This is a genomic window from Pseudomonas baetica (assembly GCF_019733355.1).
Taxonomy (GTDB): Bacteria; Pseudomonadota; Gammaproteobacteria; order Pseudomonadales; family Pseudomonadaceae; genus Aquipseudomonas; species Aquipseudomonas baetica_A.
This window is the reverse complement of sequence record NZ_JAIHLQ010000047.1, coordinates 14,032-30,406: the sequence shown is the minus strand read 5'-3', so window position 1 is coordinate 30,406 and position 16,375 is coordinate 14,032. Positions and strand designations below refer to the sequence as shown.

18 protein-coding genes are annotated in these 16,375 nt (G+C 54.6%); 7 read left to right on the top strand and 11 right to left on the bottom strand.

Annotated features, from left to right (window positions below; all coding sequences use genetic code 11):
- Nucleotides 1–111 precede the first annotated feature (111 nt).
- From purU to K5E40_RS29415, 7 genes are all read left to right on the top strand, one after another.
- On the top strand, nucleotides 112–978 hold the full coding sequence (gene purU / locus K5E40_RS29445; RefSeq protein WP_221733743.1) for a formyltetrahydrofolate deformylase: 867 nt from the start codon (nucleotides 112–114) through the stop codon (nucleotides 976–978).
- Entirely contained in the window at nucleotides 975–1,889 is a 915-nt protein-coding gene (gene folD / locus K5E40_RS29440) for a bifunctional methylenetetrahydrofolate dehydrogenase/methenyltetrahydrofolate cyclohydrolase FolD (protein WP_221733742.1), read from the top strand. Before purU ends, folD begins: the two co-directional genes overlap by 4 nt.
- A complete protein-coding gene (locus K5E40_RS29435; protein ID WP_221733741.1) occupies nucleotides 1,871–3,112 on the top strand; it encodes an FAD-dependent oxidoreductase in 1,242 nt (413 codons plus the stop codon). The genes folD and K5E40_RS29435 overlap by 19 nt, the downstream gene beginning before the upstream one ends.
- A gap of 10 nt (nucleotides 3,113–3,122) precedes the next feature.
- Nucleotides 3,123–3,428: a sarcosine oxidase subunit delta gene (locus tag K5E40_RS29430; RefSeq protein ID WP_221733740.1), complete on the top strand. Its 306-nt coding sequence runs from the start codon at nucleotides 3,123–3,125 to the stop codon at nucleotides 3,426–3,428.
- The gene (locus tag K5E40_RS29425) at nucleotides 3,425–6,322 is read left to right on the top strand and encodes a 2Fe-2S iron-sulfur cluster-binding protein (protein ID WP_221733739.1); all 2,898 of its coding nucleotides are present in this window, start codon (nucleotides 3,425–3,427) and stop codon (nucleotides 6,320–6,322) included. The genes K5E40_RS29430 and K5E40_RS29425 overlap by 4 nt, the downstream gene beginning before the upstream one ends.
- Nucleotide 6,323: 1 nt before the next feature.
- Entirely contained in the window at nucleotides 6,324–6,929 is a 606-nt protein-coding gene (locus K5E40_RS29420; protein WP_221733738.1) for a sarcosine oxidase subunit gamma, read from the top strand.
- A 110-nt stretch (nucleotides 6,930–7,039) separates the two neighbouring features.
- On the top strand, nucleotides 7,040–7,828 hold the full coding sequence (locus K5E40_RS29415; protein WP_221733755.1) for an IclR family transcriptional regulator: 789 nt from the start codon (nucleotides 7,040–7,042) through the stop codon (nucleotides 7,826–7,828).
- Between the two features lie 33 nt (nucleotides 7,829–7,861).
- Here the strand turns inward: K5E40_RS29415 and K5E40_RS29410 are convergent, their stop codons facing one another.
- The 11 genes from K5E40_RS29410 to K5E40_RS29360 all read right to left on the bottom strand — a co-directional run bounded on the left by K5E40_RS29410 (nucleotide 7,862) and on the right by K5E40_RS29360 (nucleotide 16,322).
- On the bottom strand, nucleotides 7,862–8,104 hold the full coding sequence (locus tag K5E40_RS29410; RefSeq protein WP_221733737.1) for a hypothetical protein: 243 nt from the start codon (nucleotides 8,102–8,104) through the stop codon (nucleotides 7,862–7,864).
- 250 nt (nucleotides 8,105–8,354) lie between these two features.
- Nucleotides 8,355–9,035 (bottom strand): DUF3313 family protein, encoded by a 681-nt coding sequence (locus K5E40_RS29405; RefSeq protein ID WP_221733736.1) that lies wholly within the window; start codon nucleotides 9,033–9,035, stop codon nucleotides 8,355–8,357.
- A gap of 229 nt (nucleotides 9,036–9,264) precedes the next feature.
- Nucleotides 9,265–9,777 carry an acyloxyacyl hydrolase gene (locus tag K5E40_RS29400; protein ID WP_221733735.1) on the bottom strand — a complete coding sequence of 171 codons (513 nt, stop codon included), beginning with the start codon at nucleotides 9,775–9,777 and terminating at the stop codon, nucleotides 9,265–9,267.
- A 154-nt stretch (nucleotides 9,778–9,931) separates the two neighbouring features.
- Nucleotides 9,932–10,261 (bottom strand): multidrug efflux SMR transporter, encoded by a 330-nt coding sequence (locus tag K5E40_RS29395; RefSeq protein WP_221733734.1) that lies wholly within the window; start codon nucleotides 10,259–10,261, stop codon nucleotides 9,932–9,934.
- A gap of 2 nt (nucleotides 10,262–10,263) precedes the next feature.
- On the bottom strand, nucleotides 10,264–10,605 hold the full coding sequence (locus K5E40_RS29390) for a multidrug efflux SMR transporter (protein WP_221733733.1): 342 nt from the start codon (nucleotides 10,603–10,605) through the stop codon (nucleotides 10,264–10,266).
- Between the two features lie 65 nt (nucleotides 10,606–10,670).
- Nucleotides 10,671–11,192 carry a membrane integrity-associated transporter subunit PqiC gene (locus K5E40_RS29385; RefSeq protein ID WP_221733754.1) on the bottom strand — a complete coding sequence of 174 codons (522 nt, stop codon included), beginning with the start codon at nucleotides 11,190–11,192 and terminating at the stop codon, nucleotides 10,671–10,673.
- Between the two features lie 77 nt (nucleotides 11,193–11,269).
- Entirely contained in the window at nucleotides 11,270–12,961 is a 1,692-nt protein-coding gene (locus K5E40_RS29380; protein WP_221733732.1) for an intermembrane transport protein PqiB, read from the bottom strand.
- Entirely contained in the window at nucleotides 12,954–13,574 is a 621-nt protein-coding gene (locus K5E40_RS29375; protein ID WP_371926121.1) for a paraquat-inducible protein A, read from the bottom strand. Before K5E40_RS29375 ends, K5E40_RS29380 begins: the two co-directional genes overlap by 8 nt.
- Nucleotides 13,571–14,176, bottom strand: a complete 606-nt coding sequence (locus tag K5E40_RS29370) for a paraquat-inducible protein A (RefSeq protein WP_221733731.1) — start codon at nucleotides 14,174–14,176, stop codon at nucleotides 13,571–13,573. The genes K5E40_RS29375 and K5E40_RS29370 overlap by 4 nt, the downstream gene beginning before the upstream one ends.
- Before the next feature lie 263 nt (nucleotides 14,177–14,439).
- Complete coding sequence (locus tag K5E40_RS29365) at nucleotides 14,440–15,624, bottom strand: cell wall metabolism sensor histidine kinase WalK (RefSeq protein ID WP_221733730.1); 1,185 nt, start codon at nucleotides 15,622–15,624, stop codon at nucleotides 14,440–14,442.
- A complete protein-coding gene (locus K5E40_RS29360) occupies nucleotides 15,621–16,322 on the bottom strand; it encodes a response regulator (protein ID WP_153326090.1) in 702 nt (233 codons plus the stop codon). The genes K5E40_RS29365 and K5E40_RS29360 overlap by 4 nt, the downstream gene beginning before the upstream one ends.
- Between the last annotated feature and the right edge of the window lie 53 nt (nucleotides 16,323–16,375).

Below are 16,375 nucleotides of genomic sequence, written 5' to 3'. Positions count from 1 at the left end.
TATTTCCTGATAGGAATTTTTATTCATCAGCGAAATACCCGTTCACCCCTGAATATTCGCGCTGATCGTTAGCCATTCGCTGAACTGCCGCCACATTCCAGAGGACATGCCATGCAACACGAAAAGAACCATTTCATTCTCAAGATCAGCTGTCCGGCGACCTCCGGTATCGTCGCGGCGGTCACTTCGTACCTGGCGGGCAACAGCTGCTACATCGGTGAAATGGCGCAGTTCGACGACGAGTTCAGCGGCAAATTCTTCATGCGCGCGGTGTTCCGTTTCAACGACGGTCACGCCGGCGACATCGCCCAGCTCAAGGCCGGTTTCGAAGACGTCGCCAAGGCGTTCGACATGCAGTGGGAACTGCACGACACCCGCGAGCCCATGCGTGTGCTGCTGATGGTGAGCAAGTTCGATCACTGCCTCACCGACCTGCTCTATCGCTACCACAAGGGCGAGATGGACATGACCATCACCGCCATCGTCTCCAACCACCTGGACCTGCGCCCGATGGCCGAACGTGAAGGCATCCGCTTCATCTACCTGCCGGTCACCAAAGACACCAAGGCCCAGCAGGAAGCGGCGCTGATGAAAGTGGTCGACGAAACCGCCACCGACCTGGTGGTCCTCGCCCGCTACATGCAGATCCTCTCCGATGACCTTTGCAAGCAACTGTCGGGCCGGGCCATCAACATTCACCACTCCTTCCTGCCCGGTTTCAAAGGCGCCAAGCCGTATCACCAGGCGTACGAACGTGGCGTGAAGCTGATCGGCGCCACCGCGCATTACGTCACCAGCGACCTGGACGAAGGCCCGATCATCGAGCAGGAAGTGCAGCGCGTGGATCACGTTTATTTGCCTGACGATCTGGTGGCCACCGGCCGTGACACCGAAACCGTGGCCCTGTCGAAGGCGGTGAAATACCACCTGGAGCACCGGGTTTTCCTCAACAAGGACAGAACGGTGATCTTCCGGTGAACACGTCCAAAATAATCGATGGCAAGGCCGCGGCCGCCCGCGTGCTCGCCCACGTCAAAGCCGACGTGCAGACACTGAAACTCCAAGGCATCGAGCCTGCGCTGGCGGTGATTCTGGTGGGTCAAGACCCGGCCAGTCAGGTTTACGTGCGCAACAAGATCCTGCGCGCCGAAGAGGCCGGGATTCGCTCGCTGGAGCACCGCCTGAGCGCAGACACCTCCCAGTCGCAACTGCTCAAACTGATTGCCGAGCTGAATGCAGACGACAGCGTCAATGGCATCCTGCTGCAGTTACCGCTGCCTGCCCACATCGAGGAAACCCGCGCCCTGCAGGCCATCGCGCCGGGCAAAGACGTCGACGGTTTTCACAGTGAAAACGTCGGCGGTCTGAGTCAGGGCCGCGATGTGCTGACGCCCTGCACGCCCAGCGGCTGCATGCAGTTGCTCGAAGACGCCTGCGGTGACCTGAGCGGTAAACACGCCGTGGTCATCGGCCGCTCGAACATCGTCGGCAAACCTATGGCCGCCCTGCTGCTCAAGGCCCACTGCTCGGTAACCGTGGTGCATTCACGCAGTGCCGATGCCAGGGGCCTGTGCCGACAGGCCGATATCGTCGTCGCCGCCGTCGGCCGTCCACGGATGATCGACGCCAGCTGGCTCAAGCCCGGCGCGGTGGTCATCGACGTCGGCATCAACCGTATTGAAGAAGAGGGTCGCAGTCGCCTGGTGGGTGATGTCGATTTCGACAGTGCCCTGCCACAGGTGTCCGCCATCACGCCGGTACCGGGCGGCGTTGGCCCGATGACCATCGCCTTCCTGATGAAAAACACCGTGACTGCCGCGCTTCAGCAGGCGCAGCACTCCCACATGCAAAGCAGCCCCTCGGAGGCCGTATGCCTTTCAATCTCCTGAAATACGGGCTCAGCTCGGAATACCCGGTCGAGGTCGATCTGCCTGCGCCCAAAGAACTCAAATCCTCCTACGACGTGGTGATCATCGGCGGCGGCGGCCATGGCCTGGCCACCGCGTACTACCTGTCGAAGTACCACGGCATCACCAATATCGCGGTACTGGAGAAAGGCTATCTGGGTGGCGGTAACACGGCGCGTAACACCGCCGTGATCCGCTCCAATTACCTGACCAGCGAAGGCGTGCGTTTTTACGCTGAATCGGTGCGCATGTTCGAAGGCCTCTCCAACGAGTTCGACTTCAACATCATGTACTCGCACCGGGGCCAGCTGACCCTGGCCCACACCGACGCCACCGTGCGTTCGTTCCGTCAGCGTGCCGAGGTCAACAAACACTTCGGTGGGCGCACCGAGATGATCGACCGCCAGCAGATTCGCGAACTGGTGCCGTCACTCAATCTTGATCCGGGGCACATTCCCGTGCTCGCAGGCCTGTGGCACATCGACGGCGCCACGGCGCGGCACGATGCCGTGGCCTGGGGTTACGCCAAGCAGGCGGCCAAGCGTGGCGTGGAGATTCATCAGCTGACAGAAGTCCAGGAACTGGTCATCGAAAACGGCACCATCACCGCCGTCAAAACCAATCGCGGCACCATCCAGTGCGGCTGCGCGGTACAGGCCGTCGCAGGCATGAGCTCGCAGCTGATGAAGAAGGCCGGGATTCGCTCGCCCATCCAGACCTTCCCGCTGCAAGCCATGGTGACCCAGCCGTTCAAGCCATTCCTCGACCCGCTGGTGAGTTCGTCTGCGCTGCACTGCTACGTGCAACAGACCAGCCGAGGCGAAGTGGTGTTCGGCGGCGGATCCGATCCGTACCCGCTGTTCAACACCCGCTCCACGCTCGACCTGAAAGAAAGCCTGCTGGCGCATGCCATCGAGATGTTCCCGTTTCTGGCCAACGCCAAGCTGATGCGCCAGTGGGCCGGGATTACCGACATGACCCCGGACTACAGTCCGATCATGGGCCTGTCGCCGGTCAAGAATTACTACCTGGATGCGGGCTGGGGGACGTGGGGTTTCAAGGCCACGCCGATCTGCGGCAAGACCATGGCCGAGTTGGTGGCCAGCGGCGGGAAGGTGCCGGATCTGATCAAACCCTTTGGTCTGGAGCGTTTTTCGACCTTCCAGCAAGTCAACGAAATGGGCGCGACAGCCGCCAGTCACTGAGGAGCAGGACATGAAAGTGATGAATTGCCCGCTCAACGGGCCGCGCAACATCAGCGAATTCACCTACGGCGGCGAGTTCAAGCAGATGCCTGATCCGCAGACTTGCAGCGACGCCGAGTGGGCCGATTACGTGTTCAACAGCGATGACACTCTGGGCGTGGTGCGCGAATGGTGGATGCACAACCCCTCCAGCTACTGGTTTCTGGCAGAGCGCCACACCGGCAGCGACGAAATCCTGCGCACCTTCGACCCGAAAGAACTGTTCAACGCCCGCGTGGAATTCACCGCTGTTGCCGCCAGGGAGACCACCCGATGAGCCGCCTTCCCGCCCCGATGGGGCTGCTGATTGACCGTAGTCAGCCACTCGATTTCAGTTTCGATGGCAAGCCGTATCAAGGCTTTGCCGGTGACAGCATCGCCAGCGCCCTGCTCGCCAATGGCCGTTTTCTGCTGTCGCGCTCGTTCAAATACCACCGGCCACGCGGGCCACTGACCATGGCCGGGCAAGACGCCAACACGCTGGTGCAACTGCCCAGTGAACCCAACGTACTGGCCGACAGTCACCTGCTGGAAAGCGGCGTGCAGGTCACCGGGCAGAACTTCAACGGCTCGCTGGACAACGACAAGGACGCCTACCTCGGCAAGTTCTCCAAATTCATGCCAGTGGGCTTCTATTACCGCTCGTTCTACAAGCCCAAGGGCGCGTGGAAACTCTGGGAGCCGATCATTCGCAAGAAGGCCGGCCTGGGCGTGCTCGACCTGAAATTCCAGCCCGAGTATTACGACAAAGCCTATCTGTTCGCGGACCTGGCCGTCATCGGCGCAGGCCCGGCCGGTCTTCAGGCCGCCCTGACTGCCGCCAACGCGGGCGCCAAGGTGCTGCTGATCGAGCAACAGCCGGTCCTCGGCGGCTCGCTGACGTACGCCCGCTTCGACCTCGAAGGCACTCGCGCCGAGACCCTGCGTCGTGAACTGGTCGACGCCGTCGAAGGCCACGCCAATATTCGCGTGCTGAAAAAAGCCACCTGCAACGCCTGGTTCACTGACAACTACCTGCCGGTGATTCAGGGCAAGCGCATGTACAAGGTGCGCGCCACGCAATGCCTGATCGCCAGCGGCTCGTTCGATCAGCCGGTGATCTTCCGCAACAACGACTTGCCCGGCGTGATGCTGAGCAGTGCCGCACAACGCCTGATGAAGCTGTACGCGGTCAAACCGGGCAAACGCGCGGTGGTGTTGACGGGTAACGACGATGGTTATCTGGCTGCGCTGGACCTGTACGAACAAGGCGTCGAAGTGGCCGCGCTGGTGGACATGCGCAGCAACCCCGCCAACCGCGCCCTGCTGCTGGCGTTGGAAAAGCGCGGCATCACCTGTCATCTCGGCAGCACCGTTTTTGAGGCGCTGCACGAAAAAGGCATGCGTCACGTCAGCGGCGCAGACATCCGCAAGATCACCGGGCAAGGTCAGGTCGCGAACGGCGGTCTTATCATCGATTGCGATCTGCTGTGCATGTCCGGCGGCTACATGCCGGTCTATCAGTTGTTGTGCCAGGCCGGCGGCAAGCTGGCCTACGACGATCAACTGGCGGAATTCACCCTCAGCGGTCTGCCGAAAAATCTCACCGTTGCTGGCTCGGCCCACGGCTATCACGCGCTGGACAACGTGCTGGCCGATGCCATTCATGCCGCCGCCGACATCGTTGTTGCGCTGGATCTGGAGCTGGCGGCCAAACCGCTGGCGATGCGCACGGAAGCCCAGGTCAACTTCCCGTGGCCGATCTTCCCGCACCCCAAAGGCAAGGACTTCGTCGACTTCGATGAAGACTTGCAAGTGCGTGACATCGTCAACGCCACCAAAATCGGCTACCGCGACATCCAACTGGTCAAGCGCTACTCCACGGTCGGCATGGGCCCGTCCCAAGGGCGTCATTCGGCGCTGCCAACCGCACGACTGGTTGCCGCCTCTACGCAACGCAGCGTCAGCGAAACCGGCGTCACCACGGCACGTCCGCCTTTTGAAGCCGAGAAACTGGCCCACGTCGCAGGACGTGCATTTGATCCGTACCGGCAGACGCCGATGCACAAACGGCATGTGGAAGCGGGCGCGAAAATGATGCCCGCCGGTATCTGGCAGCGTCCCGCGTATTACGGCAAGGCCAGCGAGCGCGATACCTGCATGCAGGCCGAAGCGCTGCACGTGCGCAACAAGGTCGGCATCATCGACGTTTCGACCCTCGGTGGGCTCGATGTCCGTGGCCCGGATGCTGCCGAACTGCTTAACCGCATGTACACCTTCGCCTTCCTCAAGCAGCCGATTGGTCGCTCCCGTTATGCGCTGATGACCAACGAGCAGGGCATGGTCATCGACGACGGCGTGTGTGCGCGCTTCGGCGAGCACCACTTTTACGTCACAGCCACCACCAGCGGTGTCGATCGTATCTACCAGCAAATGCTCAAGTGGAATGCACAGTGGCGGCTGGATGTGGACATCGCCAACGTCACGGCGGCGATTTCGGCGGTCAACGTGGCAGGCCCGGATTCACGCAAAGTGCTGGAAAAGGTCTGCCACGACCTGGACCTGTCCGCTGAAGGTTTTCCTTATCTGGGGGTGCGTCAGGGCACCGTGGCCGGGATCAAGGTGCGCTTGCTGCGGGTCGGGTTCGTCGGCGAGCTGGGTTATGAAATTCACGTTCCGGCGCGCCATGCGCTGAAGCTCTGGGACGCTTTGATGGAAGCCGGCAAGGCGTTCGATATCCGCCCGTTCGGCGTTGAAACTCAACGCTTGCTGCGCCTGGAAAAAGGCCACGTGATCATCAGTCAGGACACCGACGGCATGACCCATCCCGGCGAAATCGACATGGGTTGGGCGGTGAGCCGGACCAAGCCGTTCTTCGTCGGCCGGCGCTCGGTGGATATCCTCGAAGCCCAGCCGCAGAAACGCAAACTGGTGGGCTTCACGCTGCCCAAGGCCAGCCCGCAACCGCTGGAAGGCCATCTGGTGCTCAGCGGTCCGGACATCAGCGGCAACGTGACCTCCTGCGAGTACTCGCAATCCCTGGACCAGATCATCGGCCTGGCCTACGCCGCATTCGATCAAAGCCAACCGGGGCAGCACATCCCGATCCGCGTCGAGGACGGTGTGATCGTCCAGGCCACGGTGGTGAAACTGCCTTTCTTGGATCCTGAAAACCAGCGCCAGGAGCTCTGACATGTCGAGCCTCAACACAGAAACCTACATCGAACCCGCTCCGCTTCAGCTCGGAGCTTTACACCAATGCGTGCTGGTCGATCTGACCGACGTACCGAGGGTCGGCTTTCGCGGTCAACAGAGCGCCGCGTACTTGCAGGCGCGAGGGTTTACTCTGCCGGATGCGCCGAACCAGGCCGTTACCCAGGCAGACGGCAGCCATGTGGCGCGCCTGTCGCAAACCGAGTACTTCATCCTTGGCAGCCTTGCGGACCGTGGCGAACGCATCGCCGACGAGGAGGCGCGTTGGGAGCTGGATCACAGCGCCAACTACCTGTTGCCCCGAGAGGACAGCCACGCCTGGCTGCACTTGAGCGGCGTGTGCATTGCCGAGGTCATGGCCAAGCTCTGCGGCGTCGACCTGCGCCCCGCCGCATTTCCGCTAGGCGCCGTCGCGCAGACTTCAGCGGCGCGCATCAACGTCATCGTGATCAACCTGGGCTCGAAGGGGCAACCGGCGTTCCAGATCATGTTCGACCGCGCCTCGCTTGCGTACTTCAAAGGCGCGGTGCTGGATGCCATGGCCGAGTTCGATGGGCAGGTGCTGGGGATTGAAGCGCTGGATTGATCGGAAGCCGCGCCAACCCTGCAGGGGCTGGCCACTTCAAATCTGTCAACGCCGGAACGCCGTGGTGCTAAGTGCGATGAGGGCTGTAATCAAGGAGCCACCCGATGAACATGGCTGAAACGCCCGACAAAGACACCGACTACAGCGTCCCTGCCCTCGCCCGCGGGCTCAGTGTGCTGGGCATGTTCAACGCCCGCACGCGCAGCCTGAGCATTCAGGAAATCGCCGAGCGGTTGGGGGTCAGCACCTCGGCGGTGTATCGCATTCTGTTCACGCTGACCCACATGGGTTACCTGAACAAGCACAACACCCAGTATGAACTCGGCGCACGGGTCATCAGCGATGGTTTCAGTTATCTGGCCAGCCGCGACATCGTTGAAGTGGCGATGCCGCACCTCAACGAGCTGCGTGATCGGACGTCGTTGTCCTGCCACCTGAGCATCCGCGAGCAGACCGACAGCCTGTACCTGTATCGCGCTTTTGCGGCGCAACGACTGTCCGTGAACATTCCGGTGGGCACGCGCATCGCCTGTCACTGCACCGCCATGGGCCGCATGCTGTTGACCGCGCTGGACGAAATAGAGCTAGGACAACTTTATCAACACATCCGTCTGGACGACTATCCGAACCCAGCACCCCGTACACTAGTGGAATTACAAAGCTTAATTGCCGAAGACAGAGCACGAGGCTGGGTACTGCATCGGTCCGATTATTCGACAGCTATTGCAGCATCAATAAAAGATTATAGCGGGAAAGTAGTGGCCGCTATCAATCTGTCAGGGCCCGATGCAGTAATGGATCCCGTCGGAATTGAAACGCAATATCGAGAATTATTATTGCATTGCAGCTTTAGCATTAGCAGCGAGCTAGGTTTCCAAAAGCCACAAGGGTCACCGTAAAAAAGCCACTCTCTAATGAGAGTGGCCGTTCTCTTATGCAGTGACGTTAACCATATTCCCAGAATTTTCACTCCCAGCGCCTTTTACAGCTTGCAACAATGCAGCCATTACAGTCTGTAACGCTGCTGACGTGCTTGATATCTGAGTCTGAACAGCGCCAACGGCGGCCGCTTTCAACTCGGCAGCCTGTTGGCTAGATTGAATTTTTTGTAGCTGTTGTTGTTCTTGCTGGAGCTGTTTTTGAAGCTCAGCTATCTGACGTTTCAATTGCGACATTATATCAGATTATGAAGCGCCAGAGTTGCCCTCTCCCCTATTCGTTTCTTTATCGGCTTCTGAACTGTTCGCACCTCTGGCAGGTGCTACATCAGAGAGCTGTAACTTTGCTGCATCTTTGTTGTTAGTATCACTAGCAGCCATCCTGCTAGTAATACGTGTGAGGCCGCCAGTATTTACATCATCATTGAAAATTTTTATCACACGCCACCTTTTCCAATTATTAATTCACCGCCTAATCGGCTCATCGTCAGCGTTTACTCAACGGGGAGATAAACGAGGTAGCATCAACGGCAAAGCGTCCAGCTAGCGTACGAGCGTGGGAGGTACGGCTATAGTTCCCAAAAAACTCCTTAAGTCCTCCCGAGTCCGCCCACAACAACATTGCCTTTTGCTCGCCAGTATTGCCATCCAACGCCTCCAATTCGACAGCCAAGGCGCCGTTCAGTAGCGGTCCTATGGCCAGGGAAGTTACGGTATTGATCACAGGAGATGCCTCTGTAATTCGTGTAATACGAATTTTTATACGAAGAACAGGCTCAGTAGCAGGGTCACCCTTCAAATCAAACTTCTTTCGCATCTGCGCATTAATATCATCACGCAGCACGCCTGAAATTTCTGTGCAGACCTCAGGAGATATTTCCTTGGCAACGGCAGGAGCAACCTGCACCGACTCTATCACGGCCACTCTATACCGACCAAAATCGGCTGGCTGGGGAGGAATCGACATCTCGTTTTCACCGCTTGCTGCCAAGCCCTGATAAGACGTCGCCTGGTCAGATTTTAGTGGAGTATGCGAGGCACACGCACTAATACCGAAAACCGCCGCGATCAAAAAACAGCCTTTCCCAAAATAACGGATTTTATCTGAGACTTTATGCGAAGCCCCACATACCAAACTTGCACGCCGCGCACTCTTTGAAGCATTCATATATTAGCCCTTAATGATTGATACACCTGGTCTCGCGCAAAAATAGCGCGAACACACAAAACCAACGCTCGTAAAAAACAGGATGCAGCGCGATCGCACGCCTCGCATTGAACAAGCCGAAACAACAATCACTGTGTAAGAAACTATATCTAGAAACTTCAGATATCAGACGTTATAAATTTAGCCAGCAGACTGATCAGCACAACTCAAAAAAAATTGCATAGGTGGACTAAAAATCGTGACTATAGAATAAAGAAAAAGACTCAATTCCATCATTCGGTTCTTTTATCCCAGCATTTGAGTAATGTATTGCCCGAACACCAACTTTTTGAGTCTCACCGATTTTCAAGCCAGCACCTAGACGATCCTCAAAGTTAAAAGCGGACCCCAGAGCCCTATCACCTGCATTTCCTCCGGAGAAAACGGCTAAACCCACCCCCAACTCTATGAAAGGTTTGATGTGAGAGGTGCCAAATTCGTAGACGAAAACGGGAGCAGAAGATAAGGAATGTCTAGCACCAGCTTTTCTACCAGCCTCCCAAAAGGTGTAACCAAAATCCCAATATCCTGTAAGTTTCCCCATTCGACTCTGCAACCATGAACTGCCCCAATTCACGTTCACACCAGCGCGAGCAGTCAGGCCGCCCTGACTTGTCGAACCAACAGACGAGGACAACTCAACGGCCTGCGAGGCAGAGGAAAAAAATAAAAACAGAAGTGTTGCCATGATGGCTCTTTTCATACCTACACCCCTTAATCTCAGATATCTAACTCTTCCATCACTTTAGATTTTTCTATAAAAATACCGCCAGGGGATATTCCGAGATGCGTAGTACTAGTGAAAAATTATCCTACTGCATCCCCCATGACCAGCATTAACTGCGAGCATGACACAATCAACCAGTCTGCTGAGCGCCTAGTTTAATTAGCAAAACCCCACCAACAATTAAGATAATACCCAACCCCATTAATTTAGTAAGTGGATCTTTAAAAAGATAGTTCGCAACAATTGCAGTCAGGGCCACACCACATGCAGACCATATCCCATAAGCTACTCCGACACTCAACCCTTCAGCAAGAGTCAAACTGAGCAATGAAAACGCAATTAAATAGGAAGCCAGAACTGGTAAAATCCAAAATTTACGGCGAAAACCATCTGAAGCACGCATTGAGAGCGTGCCTGCGACTTCGAACAAAATGGCGCCAATCAAGTAGATCCAACTCATTGTCATTCCTCCACTTTGCGATGAGATGCGACAGATCCCGCTTCAACTAGCCAGACGCCAGCGATGATGCAAACGATGCCTAATCCCATAATCCAAGTAAGGGGATCGCTGAACAAAATATGCGCCACCACGGCGGTAAACGCCACTCCGCAAGCGGCCCAGATACCATAGGCGACGCCAATAGCCATTCCTTCTCGCAGCACCATGGAAAGCGCTACGAACGCCCCCATATAGCCGCAGATAACGATAACGATCCACTGAGGATTATCCACCGCAGCGCGGAGTGAGAGCGTCGCCACAACCTCAAGTACTATCGCCATAACAAGCCATATCCACTGTTTCATTCGGTTTCCTCGTTAGCTAATTTGCTGTAGCCGCCGCACAGCCAGAGTTTGTAGAAATCCAAGATTTAATTTGAGCAAGCGTAGTCCGAGCTTGCCATCCAAGGTATCACCGTCTGAACAATGCGGACGCTGAGCTCCCTTATCAATTGTTGATGCGCCAAAACCAACGCGCCCATTTCAGCGGTCGCCTCCTGACGAATCACTGATGTGCAGCTCAAGCTTCTGCGTGGACCAGCGCCCCCAGTATTTCTCAGGCTCCAAACTGCCTCAATCAAAGCATAGCGCCCTGGAACCATCTCGAGACGACGCATGTCGACCTGTATGGACACATTTTGCAAACCTGAGTCGCGGGCGACACCTGCCCTGTCCGCCCGCCCCATCTGCAGTCTTAGGTGATGACGTAGCGCAGATCTCACTTCATCTGCCAAGGGCGAGGCCCAGCGCTCTGTCTCCAGTATCTGGACGCCACTCTCTCCTTGACGAACAACTATCTGAGGCTGATCAACTTGAGCCGGTACGTTAACGGTCGTCAGTTCATACTGAAACGGCACCACTGTTTGGGTGGTCGGTGAATCCGTTGCAGGCATCAGCGTGTAATAATGCGTGGGCGCAGAGCTGCAAGCAGTCAGTGTTAAGCACGCTACGAGGACATAAAAACCTATTTTCACTCAGATGACTCCGAAGATAGGGCGGGTGACGAGGAATTGCTGGAGCGAATACCATCAGGTTGCCCATCCTTCACTCTGCCGCGAATCAACGCTTCTGGGTGTCGACTCAGCAAGTCGCTAAGTACACGCACTGACCGTGCAGAACGCTGTACTTCATCCATCACCTGACCAAATTGCTGGCGCTGTGGGGAGTCCTCAGCAAAACTCTCATTGACTATGGTCAGCGTTCTTTGCGTCTGGCCTAACGCATCACGCATTTGCGGCAGTACCTGTCCATTAACCTGCTGCAATGTCTTACGCATTTCTACTAAGTTTTTATTGAGGTTACCTGCAATCTGCTCGAACGGAACTTTACTAATCGTTTCCACGATACGCTGAACCTGGTCTTGCAGTTTGTCTAAGCTCCCGGGAACCGTTGGCATTTCCATAGGACGAGCGGCTAAATTGAAACGTACAGGCTGAGCATTTGGAACGAAATCAAGTGCAATATAAAGTTGCCCCGTTAATAAGTTTGCAGTGCGAACTTGAGCACGCAGCCCCTCTTTGACGAATGCTGATATTAACTGTGCTGACTTTTTACCATCTTCATCTTCGCCTGTACCATACGCCGTTAGTATTTGGTCATAAGCCTGGCCTAAGCGCTGGGGGTAAATAACCGCGCCAACCATAACCGCGAAACTATTGGTTGAAGGGTTGAAGTCCAGATCGGTAGACACAACCTTTCCAATGTTCACGCCTAAGAATTCGACAGGCGCATTTACCGCTAAACCACGCATTGACTGATCGAAATGCATTCGAATGAAGAAGGGCTCACCATCTGGTGGAGCCAAAGCAGTTGCTTGGTCTTTAAATAACGGGAAGGCGCTACGCTCTTCAGTATTTTTAGCATCGGCACCATAGGGCGGTTCCATAAAAGCAATGCCGCCCGATACGATGGATGCGACTGACTGGGTATTAACCTTCAGCCCTTCTGCGCCAAAACTTACGTCTACCCCACTGGCATTCCAGAATCGAGTTCCAGAGGTGATAAATTTATCATTTGGTGCATTAATGAAAATTTCGATTTCGACACCTTTGCCATCAACAGACAGCTGGTAAGAGACAACCTGCCCGACTTCGATGCGTCTGTAGTAAACGGGAGAACCAATGTCAAGCGAGCCAAGATCATCCGCGCTCAATGTAAAACGCGTCCCTTTCTGCCCATAGGTAATTGGCGGCGGACTTTCCAATCCCTTGAAAGCCACCTTAGTTTCACTTGATTCACCGGGATCTGCGCCAATAAAAGCGCCCGACAAAAGCGTATCGATGCCCGAAATACCCTGTGCACCGACGCGAGGTCGAACAACCCAAAAACGCGAATTTTGAGCTGTAAACGCTTTAGCTGAACGCTCTAATTGAACAGTCGCCACAGCGTGATCACGATCATCGCTCAAAGAAATATTAGCGACTTGGCCGATGACTACATTTTTGTATTTCACCTGAGTTTTGCCCGCCACCAGACCTTCGGCACTTGAAAAACTGACTTGGATTTCTGGTCCCTCTGACAGAAGGTTATGCACGGCCATCGATACGCCGATCAACGCCGCAACTATAGGAAGCAACCAAACCAGTGAGAAGCCCTTGCTTCGATCTTTTACATGAGGCCTTTCAGGCGCTCGGTTAGCACTGACACTCACTTGATCAGACATTTTCTACCTCAGAATCCCAAATAAGTCGGGGATCAAAACTCATAGAAGCCAGCATGGTGAAGACCACCACGAGGCCAAAAAAAACGATCCCGATTCTGGGTTCGATATTGCTCAATAACTGAAATTGTACAAGTGCAGCCAGCACCGCGACGACCAACACATCGAGCATGGACCAATAGCCAATGCGTTCAACAATGCGGTAGAGATTAGATCGCTCTAATGTGCGCCATCGGCTGCGGCGCTGGGTGCTTGTGAGTAGCAGGAACATAATAAGAAACTTCATACACGGCACTACCACACTGGCTACAAATATCAATAACGCTATGTCCCAAGCACCACTTTTCCACAGTTCGATCACACCACTCATGATGGTGCTGTCACGACCATGACCTAAAATATCAGTACGCATGACCGGCATTAAATTAGCCGGCACATAAAAAATCATTCCAGTGAGGAGCAGCGCCCACGTTCGAATAAGACTATTGGGCTTACGGTGGTGAAGTTGTGCGCCACAACGATCGCAAATAATCGCGACAATGGAGCACGCCTTTTTACAGGTGTGACAAAGAACCAATTGTAGTTCCGACGCGCTTGGAGGACTTCGAGTCATCATAAGTAGTGCGCCTCGCCCCATAACCGTTGAATGCTTTTATTGGTTACAACAATACTGATAACGCAAAGCAACACTAACGCCAATAGCCCCACTCCTGGCTGAACATCTAACAACCCATTCAGTTTAATGAGCGCGACTAAAACACCCAGCAAGCATACCTCGAGCATGCTCCAAGGTTTTAAATCCACTAACAGTCGCATGCAGCGTTCAAAACCAGGCGCACGTCGATGTCGGTTAGCAAATCCAAGCAACCAGCACAGTAAAGCGATTTGCAGACCCGGAGCCAAAATAATGCATAACCCAGCCACAAAAGCGATCGGGGTAACTTCGCCTTGCGCTAATGCCCAAACCGAAGACCACAGTGTTGCCTGATTACCCACCCCCTCAAAACTCACATCTATGACAGGAAACACGTTGGCAAAGACGAACAAAAGCGCACTGGCGATAGAGACGGCAAACAATTGCTCAATCGTAAATGATGAACCCTGTTGAAGCACTCCCTCGCACCGTGTGCAAAACGCGGTCTGACCAGGTTCCAGCATTACAGATTCGAAAACTAAATCGCAATGCTCACAGATAATCCAGTCAGAATTTTGCTGCATGTAAGTTTTCCTAAACGTGGGTTCGACACACCATTCACTCTTACTGAATGACTACGTAAACGTATAGAACACTCAAAGATTCTTAACCAGGAACCCACAAGCTGTCAGTAAATGAGGAGCAATGGTCTAATTTGAAAAGCACAGGGCAAGGCTACACTGCGCTTTTCAATAAACGATTCAGAAAATATCAAGATTTTATCAAGATGTAGCAATACTCGCTGAGGCAGTGCGCGGCGAACGCCACGATCACCGTGTGGAGGTTCTCAATTAAGCGCCGGGATTGATATTTGAATAGCCAAGCCCCCACCCTCGCGGTTGGACGCACTGATATTACCGCCGTGTGCCTCACAAATCGCCGAGGCAATTGACAACCCCAACCCCGTACCGCCCCAAGGCCGGGCGCGAGAACTTTCAGCTCGCCAGAAACGGTCAAACATGCGTGATAGCTGATCCTCCTCAACTCCTGGGCCTCTATCGGCGACAACCAAGAAAAAAGCACCGTCAAACTGACTTGCTGTCACTTCGCAATGTCTACCTTGAGCGGCATAGCGCAGCAAGTTGTCAATCAGAATCGACAACGCCTGGCCAATCCTATCTCGATCAGCCATCAGCGTGAATTCACGTACAGCATTAACCTGCACCACAACACCCGCAGCGACAATCTGAGGCGCAGCCCATTCAAGGCGCTCAGAAATCAGCTCATTCATGGAAAACCGGCATTTCTCCATGGCCAACTGGCCAGCCCGGGCCAGAGACAACAAATGCAAATCACCCACCAGTCGATTCAGCTGGTCAAGCTGACCTTTAACCAGCATTAGCTGTTGAGGATCACTGGGGAACACCTCGTCCAGCATGCCTTGCACGCGCCCCATCGCTGCATTGAGCGGAGTTCTAAGCTCATGGGCGAGCACCGCACTGGACACACGAACCTCGCGCTCATACTGCTCAAGCTTCGCAGTCATCCTGTTGAAGTCTTTCGCCAGTTTTCTAAGCTCGGCGGGAGCACCAGGGACACTTGGCGCCCGTACCGAAAAGTCCCCCTGTGCAACTTTGCGGGCAGCGCGGGCAACATCTGAAAATTGTTGAGACAATGGCCGAGAAGCCAATAAGCCACCTAAAATCACGACCGGAATTGAGACCATGACAAATAGTGCAAGCCACCACCAATCACGGTTTGCCATACCTGGGAGAAAGTCTCCTACGTCATAATAACGTTGAAATAGCTCCCACAATCGAGCTTGATTGTAATTTGGATCTGCGCGAAGTTCTTCGAGTTCGGGCCGTACCGACGCGGGGATCTGCTGAGTCGTCGTGTAGTCCCAAATCGCGAATCGCAGCCACATGCCAAATGTAATACTGAAAACTACACCTAGTGCAAGCAAGCTCATGCGCAGGCAAACCCAATACCAAAGTGTCGAGCGAGTTTTACGCGAAAAGGGGAATTTCATTGTGCCCTCCGAAACCGATAACCGACGGCTCGGACGGTGACCAACACATCAGTTATACCATTCACTTCCAACTTCTTGCGAAGATTGTGAATATGAGTGTCTATGACGCGATCTAAAGCTCCACTTTCAGGCAAGCACGCCTCTAACAACTCATTGCGCGTAAATGCTTTGAATGGGGCGCGGAGCAAGGTTGCTAATAAATTAAATTCAGTCGGAGTGAGATCCAACAATGCGCTCCCCATTTTTCCTCCCTCTACATGCGCGGTAAATGTTTGGAGATCAACCAATAGGGAACCGTCTCGAAGTTGATTTTTTGGCGCAAGGACGCCGGCATCTGTTCTACGAAGAACTGCGACTACCCTGGCAACCACCTCCTTAGGATTATAAGGCTTAACTACATAATCATCTGCACCGTAACGAAGTGCACCTAATTTTTCTGGCTCATCACCAATCGCAGTCACCATAATTACGGGTGTATTTCCCAAACGGCGAATGATTGAAAGAACTTCTGTACCACTAAGTTTAGGCAGCATCACATCCAGCAGGACCAAATCCGGTCTCCAACGGGCATGCATTTCTACACCGCGCTCGCCATCCTCGGCGATAGCCACCTCAAACCCATCACGACGAAGATATGCCTCGAGCGTGTTTGCACTTAAGGCGTCGTCCTCAACCACCAGCACCTTTTTGCCTACCATAATAGCCTCTTGATGAAACCTTGATAATTTCCGCAACGTTTCTTGAAAGTCAT

Coding starts and splice junctions, on each gene's coding strand:
- K5E40_RS29370 (WP_221733731.1), bottom strand. CDS start 14,176: ATGCAGCAAAATTCTGACTGGATTATCTGTGAGCATTGCGATTTAGTT.
- K5E40_RS29360 (WP_153326090.1), bottom strand. CDS start 16,322: ATGGTAGGCAAAAAGGTGCTGGTGGTTGAGGACGACGCCTTAAGTGCA.
- K5E40_RS29390 (WP_221733733.1), bottom strand. CDS start 10,605: ATGAAACAGTGGATATGGCTTGTTATGGCGATAGTACTTGAGGTTGTG.
- K5E40_RS29380 (WP_221733732.1), bottom strand. CDS start 12,961: ATGTCTGATCAAGTGAGTGTCAGTGCTAACCGAGCGCCTGAAAGGCCT.
- K5E40_RS29385 (WP_221733754.1), bottom strand. CDS start 11,192: ATGCCTGCAACGGATTCACCGACCACCCAAACAGTGGTGCCGTTTCAG.
- purU (WP_221733743.1), top strand. CDS start 112: ATGCAACACGAAAAGAACCATTTCATTCTCAAGATCAGCTGTCCGGCG.
- K5E40_RS29365 (WP_221733730.1), bottom strand. CDS start 15,624: ATGAAATTCCCCTTTTCGCGTAAAACTCGCTCGACACTTTGGTATTGG.
- K5E40_RS29415 (WP_221733755.1), top strand. CDS start 7,040: ATGGCTGAAACGCCCGACAAAGACACCGACTACAGCGTCCCTGCCCTC.
- K5E40_RS29395 (WP_221733734.1), bottom strand. CDS start 10,261: ATGAGTTGGATCTACTTGATTGGCGCCATTTTGTTCGAAGTCGCAGGC.
- K5E40_RS29375 (WP_371926121.1), bottom strand. CDS start 13,574: ATGATGACTCGAAGTCCTCCAAGCGCGTCGGAACTACAATTGGTTCTT.
- K5E40_RS29420 (WP_221733738.1), top strand. CDS start 6,324: ATGTCGAGCCTCAACACAGAAACCTACATCGAACCCGCTCCGCTTCAG.
- K5E40_RS29435 (WP_221733741.1), top strand. CDS start 1,871: ATGCCTTTCAATCTCCTGAAATACGGGCTCAGCTCGGAATACCCGGTC.
- K5E40_RS29425 (WP_221733739.1), top strand. CDS start 3,425: ATGAGCCGCCTTCCCGCCCCGATGGGGCTGCTGATTGACCGTAGTCAG.
- K5E40_RS29405 (WP_221733736.1), bottom strand. CDS start 9,035: ATGAATGCTTCAAAGAGTGCGCGGCGTGCAAGTTTGGTATGTGGGGCT.
- K5E40_RS29410 (WP_221733737.1), bottom strand. CDS start 8,104: ATGTCGCAATTGAAACGTCAGATAGCTGAGCTTCAAAAACAGCTCCAG.
- K5E40_RS29430 (WP_221733740.1), top strand. CDS start 3,123: ATGAAAGTGATGAATTGCCCGCTCAACGGGCCGCGCAACATCAGCGAA.
- K5E40_RS29400 (WP_221733735.1), bottom strand. CDS start 9,777: ATGAAAAGAGCCATCATGGCAACACTTCTGTTTTTATTTTTTTCCTCT.